Below are 13,516 nucleotides of genomic sequence, written 5' to 3'. Positions count from 1 at the left end.
CGTGATCGCGAAGGGCTACGAGCACTGATGCCCCGCCTCTGCGCGGCCATCCTGCTCGCCGGGATCGCTGCGGCGGCCCTTCGCCCCCGGCGCCCGGCCGCCTTCGTGATGATCCGGCCCGCCCTCCCCGATGACGTCCGCGTGTCGGCCGAGCGCCTCACGCTCCTGTTCGGCGACATGCCGTCCCGGGCGGTGCACTGATGCTGCGGCTCTGCTCGCTCGTCTGGCTGGCGATGGCCGGCTGGGTGCTGTTCGACGGCGGCCAGCACGCCGATTTCCAGTTCGACCTCCTGATGTCCGGCCTCTTCACGGTCGGCGCCGAGGTCCGAGAGGCCCGGTCGTGAAGGGCGTCGTCGGCTTCCGGCACCTCGCCGGCATCGTCCTGGTGCTCGTCGCCGGCTGGGCCTGGGTGTGGGTGTTCGACCGCCCCGCGCAGGCCGCCTCCTCCGGCTTCCTGGCTGGCGCCCTCGCCTGCCCGGCCGGTGTCGAGGGCCCGGACTGCACCCGCGAGACCGCGCTCGACGTGCTCACCCAGCCGGTGGCGCTGGTCACCGAGTGCCCGATGGTCGGCACGCTGCTGGCCACGCATCTGAGCCTGCCCGCCGGTGGGACGCACAAGACGTTCTGCGAGCGGCGGAAGGGCTGATGCTGGCTCGCCCTCGCCCGCCGGAGCGGCTGCTCGGACAGGAAGGCGCGCTCACGGCGCTCCCGTTCGAGCCCGCCCCCGAGTTGGAGACCTGGGCCCGGGCCGCCTTCATCAGCGAGGACGCGGTGGTGCTGAACGAGGAGCACGCGCACCTCCGCGAGGCGACGCTCGGCTTCATGTGGACGTCCGTGCCGAACGCGCGCGGCGGGAACGGTGTCGTCGGACAGGCCGAGATCCCGTCCATCCAGGGCGGGAAGTGGGCCCGGGCCCGGTTCTTCCAGCAGGTCGAGGCGTGGTTCGGCCTCGTCCCGGACTTCATGATCACGCTCGACGCCGGCTTCGCGGACCAGGCCGACGACGCCACGTTCTGCTCCCTCGTCGAGCACGAGCTCTACCACTGCGCCCAGGCGAAGGACGCGTTCGGCGCCCCGCGGTTCTCGAAGGCGTCGGGCCGGCCGATCTTCACGATGCGCGGCCACGACGTCGAGGAGTTCGTCGGCGTCGTCGCCCGCTACGGCGTCGGCGCGGCGGCGGGCCAGACCGCGGCGCTGGTCGAGGCGGCCAACCGGCCCCCGATCGTGTGCGAGGCGGACATCGTCGGCGCGTGCGGCACCTGCGGCCGGCGCGTCTGAGATTGACCCAGCGTTGACGGATTCGCGGCCGTGACCACGCTCCCGGATGAGGTGAAAACCTTCATCGTCCAACAGCTTGCGTGCTTCGACGCCCCCTCGGCGGTGGTGTCGGCCGTCAAGGACGAGTTCGCCGTGTCCGTAACGCGGCAGGCGGTCGAGGCCTACGACCCGAACAAGGTCCAGGGGCAGCGGCTCTCGGAGGAGCTGAAGGCTCTCTTCGCCGCGACGCGCGAGCGCTTCCTCGCAGACCAGGCCGCGATCGGCGTGTCGCACCGGATGGTGCGGCTCCGGCGCCTGGATCGCATGGTCAACAAGGCCGAGGCGCAGGGCAACATGAGCTTGGCGGCGAACCTCCTGGAGCAGGCTGCTCGGGAGTGCGGCGACGCCTTCACCAACAAGCGCCAGAACGAGGTCAGCGGGAAGGATGGCCAGCCCCTCCTCGCCGGCGGCATCGCCGTCACCTTCATCGACGGCCCCGGCAAACCAAGCTGAGTTCCCGCGCAAGCTGGCGTTCCTGTTCCAGCCGAAGCGGTACAAGATCGCGAAGGGCGGTCGCGGCGGAGGGAAATCCTGGGCGTTTGCCCGTGCGCTCCTGATCCTCGGAGCCTCGAAGAAGCTCCGCATCCTCTGTGCCCGCGAGTTCCAGAATTCGACCGCGGACAGCGTGCACGCGCTGCTGAAGGACCAGGCGGACAAGCTGGGACTCGGCGCCTTCTACGAGGTGCAGCAAACCCGGATCATCGGGGCGAACGGCACCGAGTTCTCGTTCGAAGGGCTCCGGCACAACGTCACGAAGATCAAGTCCTACGAGGGCGTCGACATCTGCTGGGTCGAGGAGGCCCGCACGGTGTCGAAGTCGTCGTGGGACACACTCATCCCGACGATCCGCAAGCCGGGCTCCGAGATCTGGATCAGCTTCAACCCGGAGCTGGCCGAGGACGAGACGTACAAGCGGTTCGTCACGCACCCGCCGACGAACTCGGAAGTCGCGACCATCAACTGGTACGACAATCCGTGGTTTCCGGAGGAGCTGCAGCAGGAGGCGAAGGACCTCCTGGCCCGGGACCCGGTCGGTTACGAGACCGTCTGGGAGGGCCACTGCAAGCAGGTCCTCGACGGCGCGATCTACACCCACGAGATCCTGGCCGCGACGCGGGCAGGCCGGTTCCGGAAGGTCCCCTTCGACCCGTCGAAACGGGTGCACACGTTCTGGGATCTGGGCCGGGCCGACAAGACGAGCATCTGGTTCGCCCAGATCGTCGGCTTCGAGTTCCGGCTGATCGACTTCTACGAGAACCGCGGCTTCGCGCTCGGTCACTACCTGGAGATGCTCACGCAGCGGGCCGCAGACTGCGGGTACGTCTACGGGGAGCACTGGCTCCCGCACGACGCGCAGAACGAGCTCCTCGCCTCGGAGCGCACGATCGAGCAGCAGATGTGGGCCGCCGGGCACGAGGTGCGGATCACACCGAAGCTCTCGGTCGCCGCCGGCATCGACGCGGCTCGGCAGGTGTTCGCGCGGTGCTTCTTCGACGAGGACCGCTGCGCTGACGGGCTCCAGGCGCTCCGGAACTACCGGTACGACGTCGACCCCGACACGCAGGCCTTCTCGAAGAACCCACTGCACGACTGGGCGAGCCACGCGGCCGACGCCTTCCGCTACTTCGCCGTCGCGATCGCCGAGCCTCGCCCGGACGACCCGCCGCCGGAAACCCCGAACGACCGCTACGACCGGCGCCGCCGACGCGAGCGTGCTGAGACCACCGAAGGCTCCGGATGGGCGCAATGACCGATACCGACGACGCTCCGCTGTCGCCGGAGGAGCAGGCGCGCCATCAGGCCGACCTCGACGCGGCCGCGCTGTTCCGGAAGCTTCGCACGTGGTTCCGGGCCGACCGCGAGGCCTCCTCGGAGTGGCGCGCGGAGGCCCGCGAGGACTTCGACTTCGTCGCCGGCCATCAGTGGTCTGCGCAGGATGAGGCCGCGCTTCGCGAGCAGGGCCGTCCGCCGATCTCCTTCAACCGCATCCTGCCGGTGATCCGGGCTGTCGCCGGTTCCGAGGTCAGCACCCGCCAGGACATCCAGTACCTGCCCCGCCAGATCGGCGATGCGGCGCTGAACGAGGTGCTCACCGAGGCCTCCCGCTACCTCGCCGACGAGGCGGACGCGGAGGACGAGGAGAGCGATGCCTTCATCGACGCGGTGACCTGCGGCGTCGGCGTCGTAGAGATGCGCCTCGATTACGAGACCAACCCGGACGGCGATTACGTCGAGGACCGGGTGAACCCCCTGGAGATGTTCTGGGACGCCTCGGCCACGAAGCGCAACCTGTCGGACGCACGGCGCGTCTGGCGGGCGAAGTCGATGGACCGGGCCGAGGCCGAGAGCCTGTTCCCGGACGTCGACCCGGCCGACCTGGATGCAGCCTGGGCCGAGGACCGCGACGGAGGCGAGCCGCACCATCAGATCCAGCCGGGTGAGCGACGCTCGGACCGGCTCGGCGATACCGACCAGACCGGCGGCACGAAGCGCGTCACCATCGTCGAGTGCCAGTGGTGGGAGCGGGTGCGGGTCGCGGTGGTGATCGACCCGCAGAGCCAGCAGCTGATCGAGATGGATCCGGCCAAGGCGAAGGTGCTTATGGAGCGTGCCGAGCTGGTCGGCATGCCGGTGCAGGTGTTCCACCGGATGACGCGGAAGTACCGCCGCGCCTTCCTCGGCAACATCATCCTGGGATCGGTCGGTGACGCGCCGGCGGGCGACCGCTTCAGCTACGCCTTCCTGACCGGCGACCGGGACCAGAACCGCGGCTCCTGGTTCGGCATCGTGCGGCCGATGCGCGACCCGCAGCGCTTCGCCAACAAGTGGCTGTCGCAGACCATCGACATGCTGAACCGGCAGGCTAAGGGCGGCTACTTCGCCGAGACCTCGGCCGTGAAGGATCAGGCGGCTTTCGAGCGCACCGCGGCCAAGTCCGGCGCGGTCACCTTCGTGAACCCGGGTTCGCTCCGCACCGGCGCGATCAAGGAGAAGCCGCTGCCCGTGATGCCCGCCGGTCACTGGCAGCTCATGGAGTTCGCGATCAACTCCATCCGGGACTCCTCCGGCGTGAACATGGAGCTGCTCGGCCAGCAGCAGAACCAGCAGGCCGGCGTGCTGGAGTACCAGCGCAAGCAGGCGGCGATGAACATCCTCGCCACCATGTTCAACGCCCTGCGCCGGGCCCGGAAGCACATCGGCCGGGTGCGGCTCCACTTCATCCAGACCTACCTTTCGGACGGGCGCCTCGTGCGCATCACGGGACAGGCCGGCCAACAGGTGATCCCGCTCCTCCGCGACAAGACCGCGGGTGATTACGACGTGGTGATCGACGAGGCGCCGTCCTCGCCGAACCAGCAGCAGGTGGTGTGGCAGACCTTCGTGTCAGTGCTCCCGATCGTCCGAGACATGATCACGCCGCAGGTGCTCCTCGAGGTGCTGCCATACTCGCCGTTCCCGGACAGCTTCGTCGCGAAGATGCGCGAGCTGCTCGCGAGCCAGCAGCAGGATCCGGAGGCTCAGCAGCGGCAGCAGATCGCCCTGCAGGAGGCCCTCACGAAGATCGAGGAGACCGCGGCCGGCGCCGACCTGAAGCGCGCGCAGGCCCAGCACCAGCGTTCGCTCAGCCAGTACGACCAGGTCGACACGGTCGGGCGCACGCTGGAGATCGCGCACGGCCACGCGCAGGTGATGCAGGAGCGTCGGAACACCGCCGCGCCGCATCAGCACGGCGGCCCAGCCCCGACGCCGATTCCCGTCGACCGGCCGCCGTTCAACGCCTTGCCCGCGGCCGCCGCGCCGGGACCCCTGCTCTATCCGGTCCAGCCGAGCTTCTAAGCCATGCGCCTCGTCGAGCTTCGTACCTTTACCGGCGATCCGGCGGTGAAGGGCGACCCCGTGTTCGTGGCCCCCGACAACGTGGGCATGATCGCGATTGCGATGACCGACCCGCCCGCCGCCGAGGTGTGGCTGAAGGTCGGCACCCCGATGCTGATGGTCGACGGCTCGGCGCGGGCCGTCTCCGAGCTGCTCGCCGAGGGCAAGGTCGACCGCCTGCCCGCCCCGCTCAAGCCGATCGCCGAACCGCGGCGCCCCCGCGCCGACGGGATGACCTGGCGCACCTGACCCCTTCCGCCCGGCCGGCGCGTCAGACCGGCCTTCCGTCCCATCACGTCACGAGGACCTGGACCACATGATCGACAGCGATTTCTCCGCCCCCATCGACTCCGACGACGCCTTCTCCGCCGAGGAGCAGGCCGCATGGGATGCCATGCGCAGCGGCGCGACCGATCTGGAGCCTCTGGCTGGCTCGACGGTCGCCCCCGCTCCTGCCGCCGCTCCCGAGGGTGCCCCGGCCCCAGCCGGTGAGGCTGCCGCGCCCGGCGAGGTCGTGGATCCGGATGCCGAGGATGCCGACGATCCCGAGAAGAACCGCGGCCGGTTCGTACGGCATGGTGCGTTCCATAAGGAGCGTGAGGCTCGCAAGACGGCCCAGCGCCAACTCAGCGAGCTGCAGGAGAAGTTCGCCCGCGGCGACGAGCGCCTGCGCATCCTGTCCGAGGCGATGCAGCGCCCCGCCGCCCCGGCCCAGCCGGCGGCCGCCGCTGAGCCCGCCAAGGTACCGGATCCGAACGAGGATATCTTCGGCTACGCGAAGTACCTCGAGGAGCAAATCCAGGCGATCCGCACCGGCCAGACCCAGCTTACCGAGACCCAGAAGAAGGCCGAGGAGGACCGTAGGGCCGCGGACGAGCGAAACGACGTGATCGGCTTCTACCGCCAGGACCTCCAGCGCGCCGTCACCGCCGACGCGACGATCTCGGACGCCTACCAGCACCTGTTCTCGGGTCGCGTGGCCGAGCTGCAGCTCGTCGGCATGTCGGAGGCCGAGGCGGTTCAGACCGTGCGGGAGGAGGAGTTCAACCTCGCCCAGACGGCCCGTCAGCGCGGCCAGTCGCCGGCCGCCCTGATCGCCGCGCTGGCCAAGAGCCGTGGGTTCGCCCCGAAGGCTGCGGAGGCCGCTCCTGCCGCCGCGCCGTCCGAGACCGCAGCGGAGAAGGCTGCCCGCGTCGAGGCTGGCCAGAAGGGCCCCGGCATGTCGCTGTCGGCTGCCGGCGGGTCGCCGGCGGGTGAGGTCACAGCCGAGATGCTGGCCAACATGTCCGACGAGGAGTTCTCGGCCTTCCAGAAGGCCAATGGGCGGAAGCTCCGCCAGCTCATGGGCGCCTGATCAAACCGCGGCGCGCGGGACCGCTCGCGCGCCGCACCTTTACTGTTGACCCGACGGGCGAACACGCTCAAAGGACTACCGCCGCGAGACGCGCGGGCCTAGCCGGCCCCGTCTGCGAGCATCCCCAGTTTCCGACAGGTCGACGCGCTGCACCCTGCTGTTCTCCAGCGGGGCGCTTCCGCACGTCAGCCTGTCGTCCGCCTGATCGCACGTCACGCGATCCGCACGGCCGCGTCACAGCCTCCGTCCGCGCCACGTCACGGCGCCCGTCCGACCACCGTCCCCAGCGGTCACCCGGGGCCCGGCTTTCGTCTGCCCGCGACGTGACGCGCGGCACGAACCTTCCCGTATCCCCCGATTTCAAGGATCCCCGTCATGGGTGTGACCGCTTATGCGCTGAACGACGCGCTGGCGGCGAAGCTCTGGTCGAAGAGCCTCTCCGTCGAAGCCACCAAGGCCCTCGATATCGCCCCGCTGTTCGGCGAGTCGGCCAAGTCCGTCATCCAGATCAAGACCGAGACCCAGAAGGGTGTCGGCGACAAGGTCACGTTCGGCCTGCGCATGCAGCTCGCCGGCAACGGCTTCACCTCGTCCGACCGCGCCGAGGGCAATGGCGAGCAGCTCTCGACCATGTCCGACGCGATCACCATCGACGAGCTCGGCAACGTCGTGGGCATCCGCTCGAAGTTCACGATCGACCAGCAGCGCGTGCCGTTCAACCTGCGCGACGAGGCCAAGGACGGCCTGTCCGACTGGTTCCAGCTCCGCACCTCGGTGTCGTTCTTCAACCACGCCTGCGGCTTCACCCCGGCGAACGTGGTGCAGGTCGACGGCTCCGGTGGCGTGAAGTTCACCGGCAACAACGTCGTGACCGCGGCCACCCGGGTGATCCGTCCGAACGGCAAGGCCAACGACGGTGCCCTCGGTGCCGGTGACGGCCTCACCCTGGCGCAGATCGACGCCGCGGTGGAGATCGCCAAGACCGGCGGCGCCGCCGGTGCGCCGAAGATGCGTCCGGTCAAGATCGACGGCATGGGCGAGATGTGGGTGATGTACATCCACCCGACCCAGGTGACCCAGCTCCGGATCAACGCCGGTGCGGGCCAGTGGCTCGACATCCAGAAGGCCGCGATGCAGGGCGGCGAGATCACCAAGAACCCGATCTTCGACGGGTCGCTCGGTGTCTACAACAACGTCATCCTGCGCGAGTCCCAGCAGGTCACCCTCGGCGTCGCTCCCGACGGCAAGACCATCCTGCCGAACGTCCGGCGCGCGGTCCTGCTCGGCGCCCAGGCCGTCACGGCGGCCTTCGGCAAGGGTGGCGGCCCCGAGAAGTTCCGCTGGAACGAGGAGCTGTACGACCACAAGCGCGAGCTCGAGGTCTCGGCCTGGGCGATCTGGGGCATCAAGAAGACGACCTACAACGGCGTCGACTTCGCCGTGATCGTCATCCCGACCTACGCCGTCAACGCCGGCTGATCGGCCTCCCTCCCCGCATGAACCCCGCCCGCGGCCCTGACCGGCTGCGGGCTCCTCTGCCCATGCGCGTGAGCCGTCCGGCTGCGCGTCCATCTTCGAGAGGGGCCTGACATGGCCACCAACACCAGCCCGACCAAGCCGGCGGTGCGCTCGCTCCTGCACGGGCAGGTCGGCGAGATCCGCACCACCGTCACGTTCAACGACGTCAGCCGCCCGATGTCCGCCGCCTTCCCGGCCGGCGCGCAGATCCTGTCCACGGTCATCACCGTGACGCAGGCCTTCAACGGCGGCACCAACGCCCTCACCGTCGGCTCCGCGCCGGGCGGCAACGACCTCGTCGCCGCGGCCGATTCCGCGGTCGGCGCGGCCGGCGTGAAGCGCCCCGACACCGCCACCGCCCTCGGCCGCCTGGCCGCCGACACGGTGCCGTACGTCGGCTACGCCCAGACCGGCGCCGCTGCGACGCAGGGCTCGGCCGAGGTCGTCTTCACGTACGCCGCGCCGCGCGCCTGATGCGCGGCTCGATGCTGCTGCACCTCGCTGCGGCGGCCTTGGCGGCGGAGGCAGAGCAGCCCCCGCCGTCGCCCTCGAAGACGGAGACGATGCCCGATGCCGACACAGGACGGGCGGCCGACGCTCGCCGATCTGTACGCGGAGATCGCGGACGACATCGAGCGCGCGGACCTCGGCCCGCAGATCGCGACCGCCGTTGACCGGGCGATCCGGTTCTTCCAGCCGGACCGCTTCTTCTTCAACGACGGCTACGTGACGTTCCAGACTATCCCGGGGTCGGACGTCTACGCATCCGGCGATGCCAGCGGCATCCCCGACCTGCTGGCGATCGACAGCGTGGTGATGCTCGACGGTTCAACCCCGACCGTCCTGCGGCGCATCGACGAGGCCTCGATCGAGGGGGCGGACCAGCCCGAGAGCCAGTCTCAGCCCTGCGCCTACTCGTATTTCGAGCGGTCCCTGCGCCTGTGGCCAATGCCGTCCGACATCTGGACGATCCGGCTCATGGCGCATGTCCGCCTGCCGGCGCCAGCGCTCGACGAGGCCAACGCCTGGACGGACGAGGCCTCTGGCCTGATCGCGGCCCGGGCGAAGTGGCACCTCGCGCTGAACAGCCTGCGCAGCGCGCCGATGGCGCAGATGCAGGCCCAGATCGTCGACGACGAGCTGCGGGCGCTCCGCGGGCGATCGAACGCCATCGCCTCCACCGGCCAGATCCAGGCCTACGACCTCTGAGGCGCCCATGGCCGTCGAGATCACAGACTACCCGAGCCTGTCGGCCGCGTTCGAGAACTACCTCGCCCGCACCGATCTGACCGAGTTCCTGCCCTACTTCGTGCGCGTCACGGAGGCGTGGCTGAACCGGCAGCTCCGCACCCGGGAGATGATGGCCACCGCCGGCCTGCTCGGGGTCGACGGCACGCCTGGGTACGCGATCCCGGCCGACTATCTGGAGTGGATCGCGCTCCAGTGGTCCTCGGCCGACCTCTCGCGGGTGCAGATGCTGCGCTACGTCGAGCCGGACAGCCCGGAGTTCCGGCACCGGTTCCGGCCGAACGGCGACCCGCAGTACTTCACCGTGCTCGGCGACCAGGTGCAGACCCGCTCACTCCAGCCGGGCAAGGTCAGCCTGACCTATTACCGGCAGATCCCGGCGCTCTCCGCCGCGGCGCCGACGAACTGGCTCCTGACCAAGGCGCCGGAGCTGTACCTCTACGGCGTTATGGCCGAGGCCTACCGCTTCCAGAAGGACGAGGCCCGGAACCAGAAGTGGCTCGCTGACGGCATGGCGTTCCTCCAGGCGCTGATGGGCCAGGGCGACTCCCAGAAGACGGGCGGGCGCCCACGCCGCGCGGCCGAGGATCAGGCCGAGGCCACCGCCCGCGACACGCCGAACTAAGCCGTGCCCGATCCGATCAAGCTGGCGCCGTTCGCGCCTGACACGGCCTCGGTCGACGCCGCGGTCTCGGCGGTCGCGACCAACGTGGTGCCGCGCTCGGACGGCTACGGCCCGGTGCTGGCGCCGGTACCGCTGTCGCTCGCCCTGCCGGCGGAGTGCCGCGGCGCGATCGCGGTGTTCTCCCCGACCTACAACTTCCCGATCTACGTGGCCGGCACGTCGAAGGGCCTGTTCGTCTACAAGACGACGGATCAGGCGTGGCACGAGGTGACGAACCCGAGCACCTCCTACAGCGTGCCGCCCGGGGACTACTGGTCCTTCGCCGTCTACGGCACCCTGCTGCTCGCCTGCTCAGCCGGTACCCCGGTGCAGAAGGCGACGATTGACGTGCTCCAGGCCGGCACGCAGCCGTTCGCGGACCTCGGCGGCGGCCCGCCCCGGGCCCGGCACATGGGCGTCGTCGGCGACTTCCTGGTGCTCGCCGGCCTGCCCGACACGCCGCAGACGGTGCGCTGGTCGAACAGCGGCAACATCGAGCAGTGGCCGCTCGGTCAGCTCGACCAGACCGGCGACGAGCAGCAGCTCCCCGACGGTGGCGCCGTGACCGGCTTCGCGGGCGGCGAGTATGGCGTGATCTTCCAGGAGCGGGCGATCCGGCGCATGACGCTGAGCCCGGATTCCGGGAACGTGTTCGACTGCTCCGTGCTCGAGGAGAACCGCGGCGCGGTGGCGCCCTGGTGCATCGCCAAGGTCGGGCCGCGCATCTTCTTCCTCGACCGCGACGGGTTCTATGCCCTCGTGATCGGTGGCGGCCCGTCCACGCCGATCGGTGCCGAGCGGGTGAACCGGTTCTTCCAGGGCCGTGTCGATCCGGAGCGGGTCGGCATGACGGTGGCGTTCCGCGACCCGACCGGTGAGCGCATCCTGTTCGCCTACCGGCTGGCCGGCACCGATGCGGCGGACCCGTCGCTGCTGGGCGAGGCGCTGCTGTACGACTGGCTGCTCGACCGCTGGTCGTTCATCAACACCCCGATCCGCTTCGGCATGTCGGCGGCGACGCCCGACGTCTCGGTCGACAGCATCGAGGGGTCGATCGACGACCCGGCGCAGCCCTCACTCGACGACCCGATGTACCAGGGCGGTGCCACGCTGCTCGCGGTGATGACGACCGACAATCGCCTCGCCGTGCTCAACGGGGCGCCGCTTGAGGCGGTCGTGCAGACCCCCGACGCCATGCTGGCCCGGCCGAACCGAGCCTTCGTGCGCGGCGTCCGGCTCGACACCGATGCCGACGACTGGCGCGTGACGATGGGCGTCCGCGAGAGCCTCGGCGCCTCGACCCCGGTGCGCTGGCTCAGCGAGTCCGCGCCGACCGTCGAGCGGTTCGCCCCGGCGCGCGCCTCGGGCCGCTACCACCGCGCCCGGGTGCGGATCCCGGCCGGCACGACCTGGTCCTACGTCTCGGCCATTGAGCCGGACGCCACGGCGGAGGGGGCCCGATGAACGTCCCCGGCCGGAACGAGAAGGACCTGTCGCTCTTCAGCCGCGCGATCGACGACCTCGCGCGCGGTGCCACGAACGCGATCGCGTCCAGCACCTTCACCCTGGCCAACGGGGTCTCGCGCACCACCGTGCCCTGCGAGAACTGCGGACCCGGCGCCCTGCCGCGCTGGGTCCCGGTCACGGAATCCGCGTCGAAGGCGACGGTGTGGCTGATCTCGGCCGACCGCCGGAGCTTCACGGTCGGCCACGATCTGAACCCGGCGACCGACCGCACCTTCCGCTTCGAGATGCGCCGGGCCTGATGCGCCTCCAGCCCCTGTCGATGCCGCTCGCGCCTGACCTCGCCGAGCGCGTTGAGGCATGCCTGGGCGCAGCCTGTGCGCTGCCCCGTTGCGACCTGACCGTGGCCGGCCTGCTCGCGTCCTGCGCGGCCGGGCAGGCGCAGCTCGTCGGGATCTTCGATGGCGACCGCTTCGTGGCTGCGGGCGTGACGCAGGTCCGCCAGCACCGCGGCGGCCGCCTGTCCTGCTGGGTCCTGTCCCTCGGCGGGCGCGCAGCGGGCCCGTGGAGCGCCGTCATCGCCGCCGTCGAGCGCGGCGCCGCCCGGCTCGGCTGCACCACCGTCGAGTTCGTCGGCCGCCGCGGCTGGGCCCGCGTGCTGCCGGATTACACCGCCGCGCCCTGCGAGCTCGGCCACCACTTCACCAAGCGCATCGGGGCCTGACATGGGCGGCGGCACCAAGACCCAGACCACGGTCCAGCAGCAGAACAACGACCCGTGGGCGCCGGCACAGCCCGCGCTTCAGGGCGTGCTCGCCGGCGCGACCGCGGCGTACAACTCGGGCGTCGGCTCGCAGGTCTACACTGGCCCGCGCTACGCCGGTCTGGGCGACACCTCGCTCGCCGCGCTCGACACGATCGCCGGCAGCGCCAACGCGGGCCAGGGCGCGGCCAAGGCCGGCGACAGCTACCTGACCGGCCTACTCCAGAACGGCGGCACGACCTCCGGCATCCAGGCCGCGCTCTCCGGCCTCGACACCATCGGCAAGATCGACACGTCGCGGGTCAGCCAGCTCGCCGACCAGATGGCGGACCCGAACAACCTCGCCTACTCGACGGCGCGCGCGCTCACCCGGGGCGACTATAACCTCTCGACCGACGGCTACACCGGCCTGCTCAACGGGCTGTCCGGCCAGACGCAGACGGAGAAGTCGCTGCAGGATGCCGCCGACGGCAAGTTCCTGGGCGGGGCGAACCCCTACCTCGACGCGGTGATCGGCCGGAGCCAGGGCGAGGCGGCCTCGAAGATCGCCCAGCAGATGGGCGCGGCGGGCCGCACCGGCTCGGGCCGGTACGCCGCGACGATCGCCGACTCCCTCGGCGCGATCGGGACGCAGGCGCGGTACACGGACTACGACAACGAGCGCACCCGCCAGATGCAGGCGGCCACGGCGATCGACAGCTCGCGCAACGCCCGCACCAGCCTCCAGCAGGGGCTCTACGGCAGCATCAACAACGCCGAGCAGGTCAACGCCGGCCTCGCCCTGTCCGGAGCTGGCCTCTACAACGACACGAACTCGACGGCGCTCACGGGCGCGAACTCGCTGGCGAGCCTGGATAACCAGAACATCCAGAACGCCATGCAGAAGTCGACGATCAAGCTGTCGGCCGCGCAGGCGGACCGGGCCGCGGCGCTTCAGGGTCTCGGCATGGTCGGGACGAACATCGACAACCTCCAGCGTCCCGGGCTGACCCTGGCCGGTGTCGGTGCCGCCCTCGATGCGGACCGGCAGGCACAGCTCGACGCCGCGCAGGAGCAGTTCGCCGAGCAGCAGGCGTCGCCTTGGAAGCAACTCGGCCTCTACGCCGGCATCGTCGACCCGATCGCGGGCCTCGGCGGCTCCTCGAGCGGCACGTCGGTCCAGAAGATCCCGCAGCCGGGCGTGCTCCAGCAGCTGCTCGGCGGCGGGCTGGCCATCGCCGGCACGGCCTCGAAGTTCATCGGCAAGTAGGAGCGCGTCGTGTCCGCAGGTCTCTCGCCGTTCGGCGCCCTCTCCCCGGCCGACATCGCCCGC

17 protein-coding genes are annotated in these 13,516 nt (G+C 70.5%); all 17 read left to right on the top strand.

The window, feature by feature from the left end; genetic code table 11:
* Nucleotides 1-27 precede the first annotated feature (27 nt).
* The 17 genes from BKE41_RS31825 to BKE41_RS27785 all read left to right on the top strand — a co-directional run bounded on the left by BKE41_RS31825 (nucleotide 28) and on the right by BKE41_RS27785 (nucleotide 13,453).
* Nucleotides 28-201, top strand: coding sequence for a hypothetical protein (locus tag BKE41_RS31825; RefSeq protein ID WP_199825819.1), 174 nt, complete (start codon nucleotides 28-30; stop codon nucleotides 199-201).
* On the top strand, nucleotides 201-344 hold the full coding sequence (locus BKE41_RS31395; RefSeq protein ID WP_159392810.1) for a hypothetical protein: 144 nt from the start codon (nucleotides 201-203) through the stop codon (nucleotides 342-344). The genes BKE41_RS31825 and BKE41_RS31395 overlap by 1 nt, the downstream gene beginning before the upstream one ends.
* On the top strand, nucleotides 341-646 hold the full coding sequence (locus BKE41_RS30665) for a hypothetical protein (protein WP_083374464.1): 306 nt from the start codon (nucleotides 341-343) through the stop codon (nucleotides 644-646). The genes BKE41_RS31395 and BKE41_RS30665 overlap by 4 nt, the downstream gene beginning before the upstream one ends.
* Complete coding sequence (locus tag BKE41_RS27850) at nucleotides 646-1,278, top strand: putative metallopeptidase (protein WP_071000474.1); 633 nt, start codon at nucleotides 646-648, stop codon at nucleotides 1,276-1,278. The genes BKE41_RS30665 and BKE41_RS27850 overlap by 1 nt, the downstream gene beginning before the upstream one ends.
* 30 nt (nucleotides 1,279-1,308) lie before the next feature.
* Complete coding sequence (locus BKE41_RS27845) at nucleotides 1,309-1,770, top strand: DUF2280 domain-containing protein (RefSeq protein WP_071000473.1); 462 nt, start codon at nucleotides 1,309-1,311, stop codon at nucleotides 1,768-1,770.
* Entirely contained in the window at nucleotides 1,703-3,067 is a 1,365-nt protein-coding gene (locus BKE41_RS27840) for a PBSX family phage terminase large subunit (RefSeq protein ID WP_071000472.1), read from the top strand. Before BKE41_RS27845 ends, BKE41_RS27840 begins: the two co-directional genes overlap by 68 nt.
* A complete protein-coding gene (locus tag BKE41_RS27835; RefSeq protein ID WP_107645326.1) occupies nucleotides 3,064-5,154 on the top strand; it encodes a portal protein in 2,091 nt (696 codons plus the stop codon). Before BKE41_RS27840 ends, BKE41_RS27835 begins: the two co-directional genes overlap by 4 nt.
* Nucleotides 5,155-5,157: 3 nt before the next feature.
* Nucleotides 5,158-5,442, top strand: a complete 285-nt coding sequence (locus BKE41_RS27830) for a hypothetical protein (RefSeq protein ID WP_071000471.1) — start codon at nucleotides 5,158-5,160, stop codon at nucleotides 5,440-5,442.
* 67 nt (nucleotides 5,443-5,509) lie between these two features.
* The gene (locus tag BKE41_RS27825) at nucleotides 5,510-6,547 is read left to right on the top strand and encodes a hypothetical protein (RefSeq protein ID WP_071000470.1); all 1,038 of its coding nucleotides are present in this window, start codon (nucleotides 5,510-5,512) and stop codon (nucleotides 6,545-6,547) included.
* A 375-nt stretch (nucleotides 6,548-6,922) separates the two neighbouring features.
* Nucleotides 6,923-8,026, top strand: coding sequence for a N4-gp56 family major capsid protein (locus BKE41_RS27820; RefSeq protein ID WP_043387847.1), 1,104 nt, complete (start codon nucleotides 6,923-6,925; stop codon nucleotides 8,024-8,026).
* Between the two features lie 111 nt (nucleotides 8,027-8,137).
* Nucleotides 8,138-8,539 (top strand): hypothetical protein, encoded by a 402-nt coding sequence (locus BKE41_RS27815; RefSeq protein ID WP_071000469.1) that lies wholly within the window; start codon nucleotides 8,138-8,140, stop codon nucleotides 8,537-8,539.
* 96 nt (nucleotides 8,540-8,635) lie between these two features.
* Nucleotides 8,636-9,274 (top strand): hypothetical protein, encoded by a 639-nt coding sequence (locus BKE41_RS27810; RefSeq protein WP_071000468.1) that lies wholly within the window; start codon nucleotides 8,636-8,638, stop codon nucleotides 9,272-9,274.
* A 7-nt stretch (nucleotides 9,275-9,281) separates the two neighbouring features.
* A complete protein-coding gene (locus BKE41_RS27805) occupies nucleotides 9,282-9,938 on the top strand; it encodes a hypothetical protein (RefSeq protein ID WP_071000467.1) in 657 nt (218 codons plus the stop codon).
* 3 nt (nucleotides 9,939-9,941) lie between these two features.
* Nucleotides 9,942-11,441, top strand: coding sequence for a hypothetical protein (locus BKE41_RS27800; RefSeq protein WP_071000466.1), 1,500 nt, complete (start codon nucleotides 9,942-9,944; stop codon nucleotides 11,439-11,441).
* Nucleotides 11,438-11,743, top strand: a complete 306-nt coding sequence (locus tag BKE41_RS27795) for a hypothetical protein (protein WP_071000465.1) — start codon at nucleotides 11,438-11,440, stop codon at nucleotides 11,741-11,743. The genes BKE41_RS27800 and BKE41_RS27795 overlap by 4 nt, the downstream gene beginning before the upstream one ends.
* Nucleotides 11,743-12,165 carry a hypothetical protein gene (locus BKE41_RS27790; protein WP_071000464.1) on the top strand — a complete coding sequence of 141 codons (423 nt, stop codon included), beginning with the start codon at nucleotides 11,743-11,745 and terminating at the stop codon, nucleotides 12,163-12,165. The genes BKE41_RS27795 and BKE41_RS27790 overlap by 1 nt, the downstream gene beginning before the upstream one ends.
* A gap of 1 nt (nucleotide 12,166) precedes the next feature.
* On the top strand, nucleotides 12,167-13,453 hold the full coding sequence (locus tag BKE41_RS27785; RefSeq protein ID WP_071000463.1) for a hypothetical protein: 1,287 nt from the start codon (nucleotides 12,167-12,169) through the stop codon (nucleotides 13,451-13,453).
* Nucleotides 13,454-13,516: the final 63 nt, after the last annotated feature.

It is taken from the genome of Methylobacterium sp. C1, from assembly GCF_001854385.1.
GTDB classification, from domain to species: domain Bacteria; phylum Pseudomonadota; class Alphaproteobacteria; order Rhizobiales; family Beijerinckiaceae; genus Methylobacterium; species Methylobacterium radiotolerans.
Note: the sequence above shows the minus strand (reverse complement) of the source record. Positions and strands in the feature narration are given on the sequence as shown.

Excerpts from the sequence above, each read along its gene's own strand:
- BKE41_RS27850 (WP_071000474.1), top strand. The coding sequence starts at position 646 with ATGCTGGCTCGCCCTCGCCCGCCGGAGCGGCTGCTCGGACAGGAAGGC.
- BKE41_RS27840 (WP_071000472.1), top strand. The coding sequence starts at position 1,703 with ATGGCCAGCCCCTCCTCGCCGGCGGCATCGCCGTCACCTTCATCGACG.
- BKE41_RS27810 (WP_071000468.1), top strand. The coding sequence starts at position 8,636 with ATGCCGACACAGGACGGGCGGCCGACGCTCGCCGATCTGTACGCGGAG.
- BKE41_RS27815 (WP_071000469.1), top strand. The coding sequence starts at position 8,138 with ATGGCCACCAACACCAGCCCGACCAAGCCGGCGGTGCGCTCGCTCCTG.
- BKE41_RS27790 (WP_071000464.1), top strand. The coding sequence starts at position 11,743 with ATGCGCCTCCAGCCCCTGTCGATGCCGCTCGCGCCTGACCTCGCCGAG.
- BKE41_RS31395 (WP_159392810.1), top strand. The coding sequence starts at position 201 with ATGCTGCGGCTCTGCTCGCTCGTCTGGCTGGCGATGGCCGGCTGGGTG.
- BKE41_RS27835 (WP_107645326.1), top strand. The coding sequence starts at position 3,064 with ATGACCGATACCGACGACGCTCCGCTGTCGCCGGAGGAGCAGGCGCGC.
- BKE41_RS27830 (WP_071000471.1), top strand. The coding sequence starts at position 5,158 with ATGCGCCTCGTCGAGCTTCGTACCTTTACCGGCGATCCGGCGGTGAAG.
- BKE41_RS27820 (WP_043387847.1), top strand. The coding sequence starts at position 6,923 with ATGGGTGTGACCGCTTATGCGCTGAACGACGCGCTGGCGGCGAAGCTC.
- BKE41_RS27825 (WP_071000470.1), top strand. The coding sequence starts at position 5,510 with ATGATCGACAGCGATTTCTCCGCCCCCATCGACTCCGACGACGCCTTC.
- BKE41_RS27805 (WP_071000467.1), top strand. The coding sequence starts at position 9,282 with ATGGCCGTCGAGATCACAGACTACCCGAGCCTGTCGGCCGCGTTCGAG.
- BKE41_RS27785 (WP_071000463.1), top strand. The coding sequence starts at position 12,167 with ATGGGCGGCGGCACCAAGACCCAGACCACGGTCCAGCAGCAGAACAAC.
- BKE41_RS27795 (WP_071000465.1), top strand. The coding sequence starts at position 11,438 with ATGAACGTCCCCGGCCGGAACGAGAAGGACCTGTCGCTCTTCAGCCGC.
- BKE41_RS31825 (WP_199825819.1), top strand. The coding sequence starts at position 28 with ATGCCCCGCCTCTGCGCGGCCATCCTGCTCGCCGGGATCGCTGCGGCG.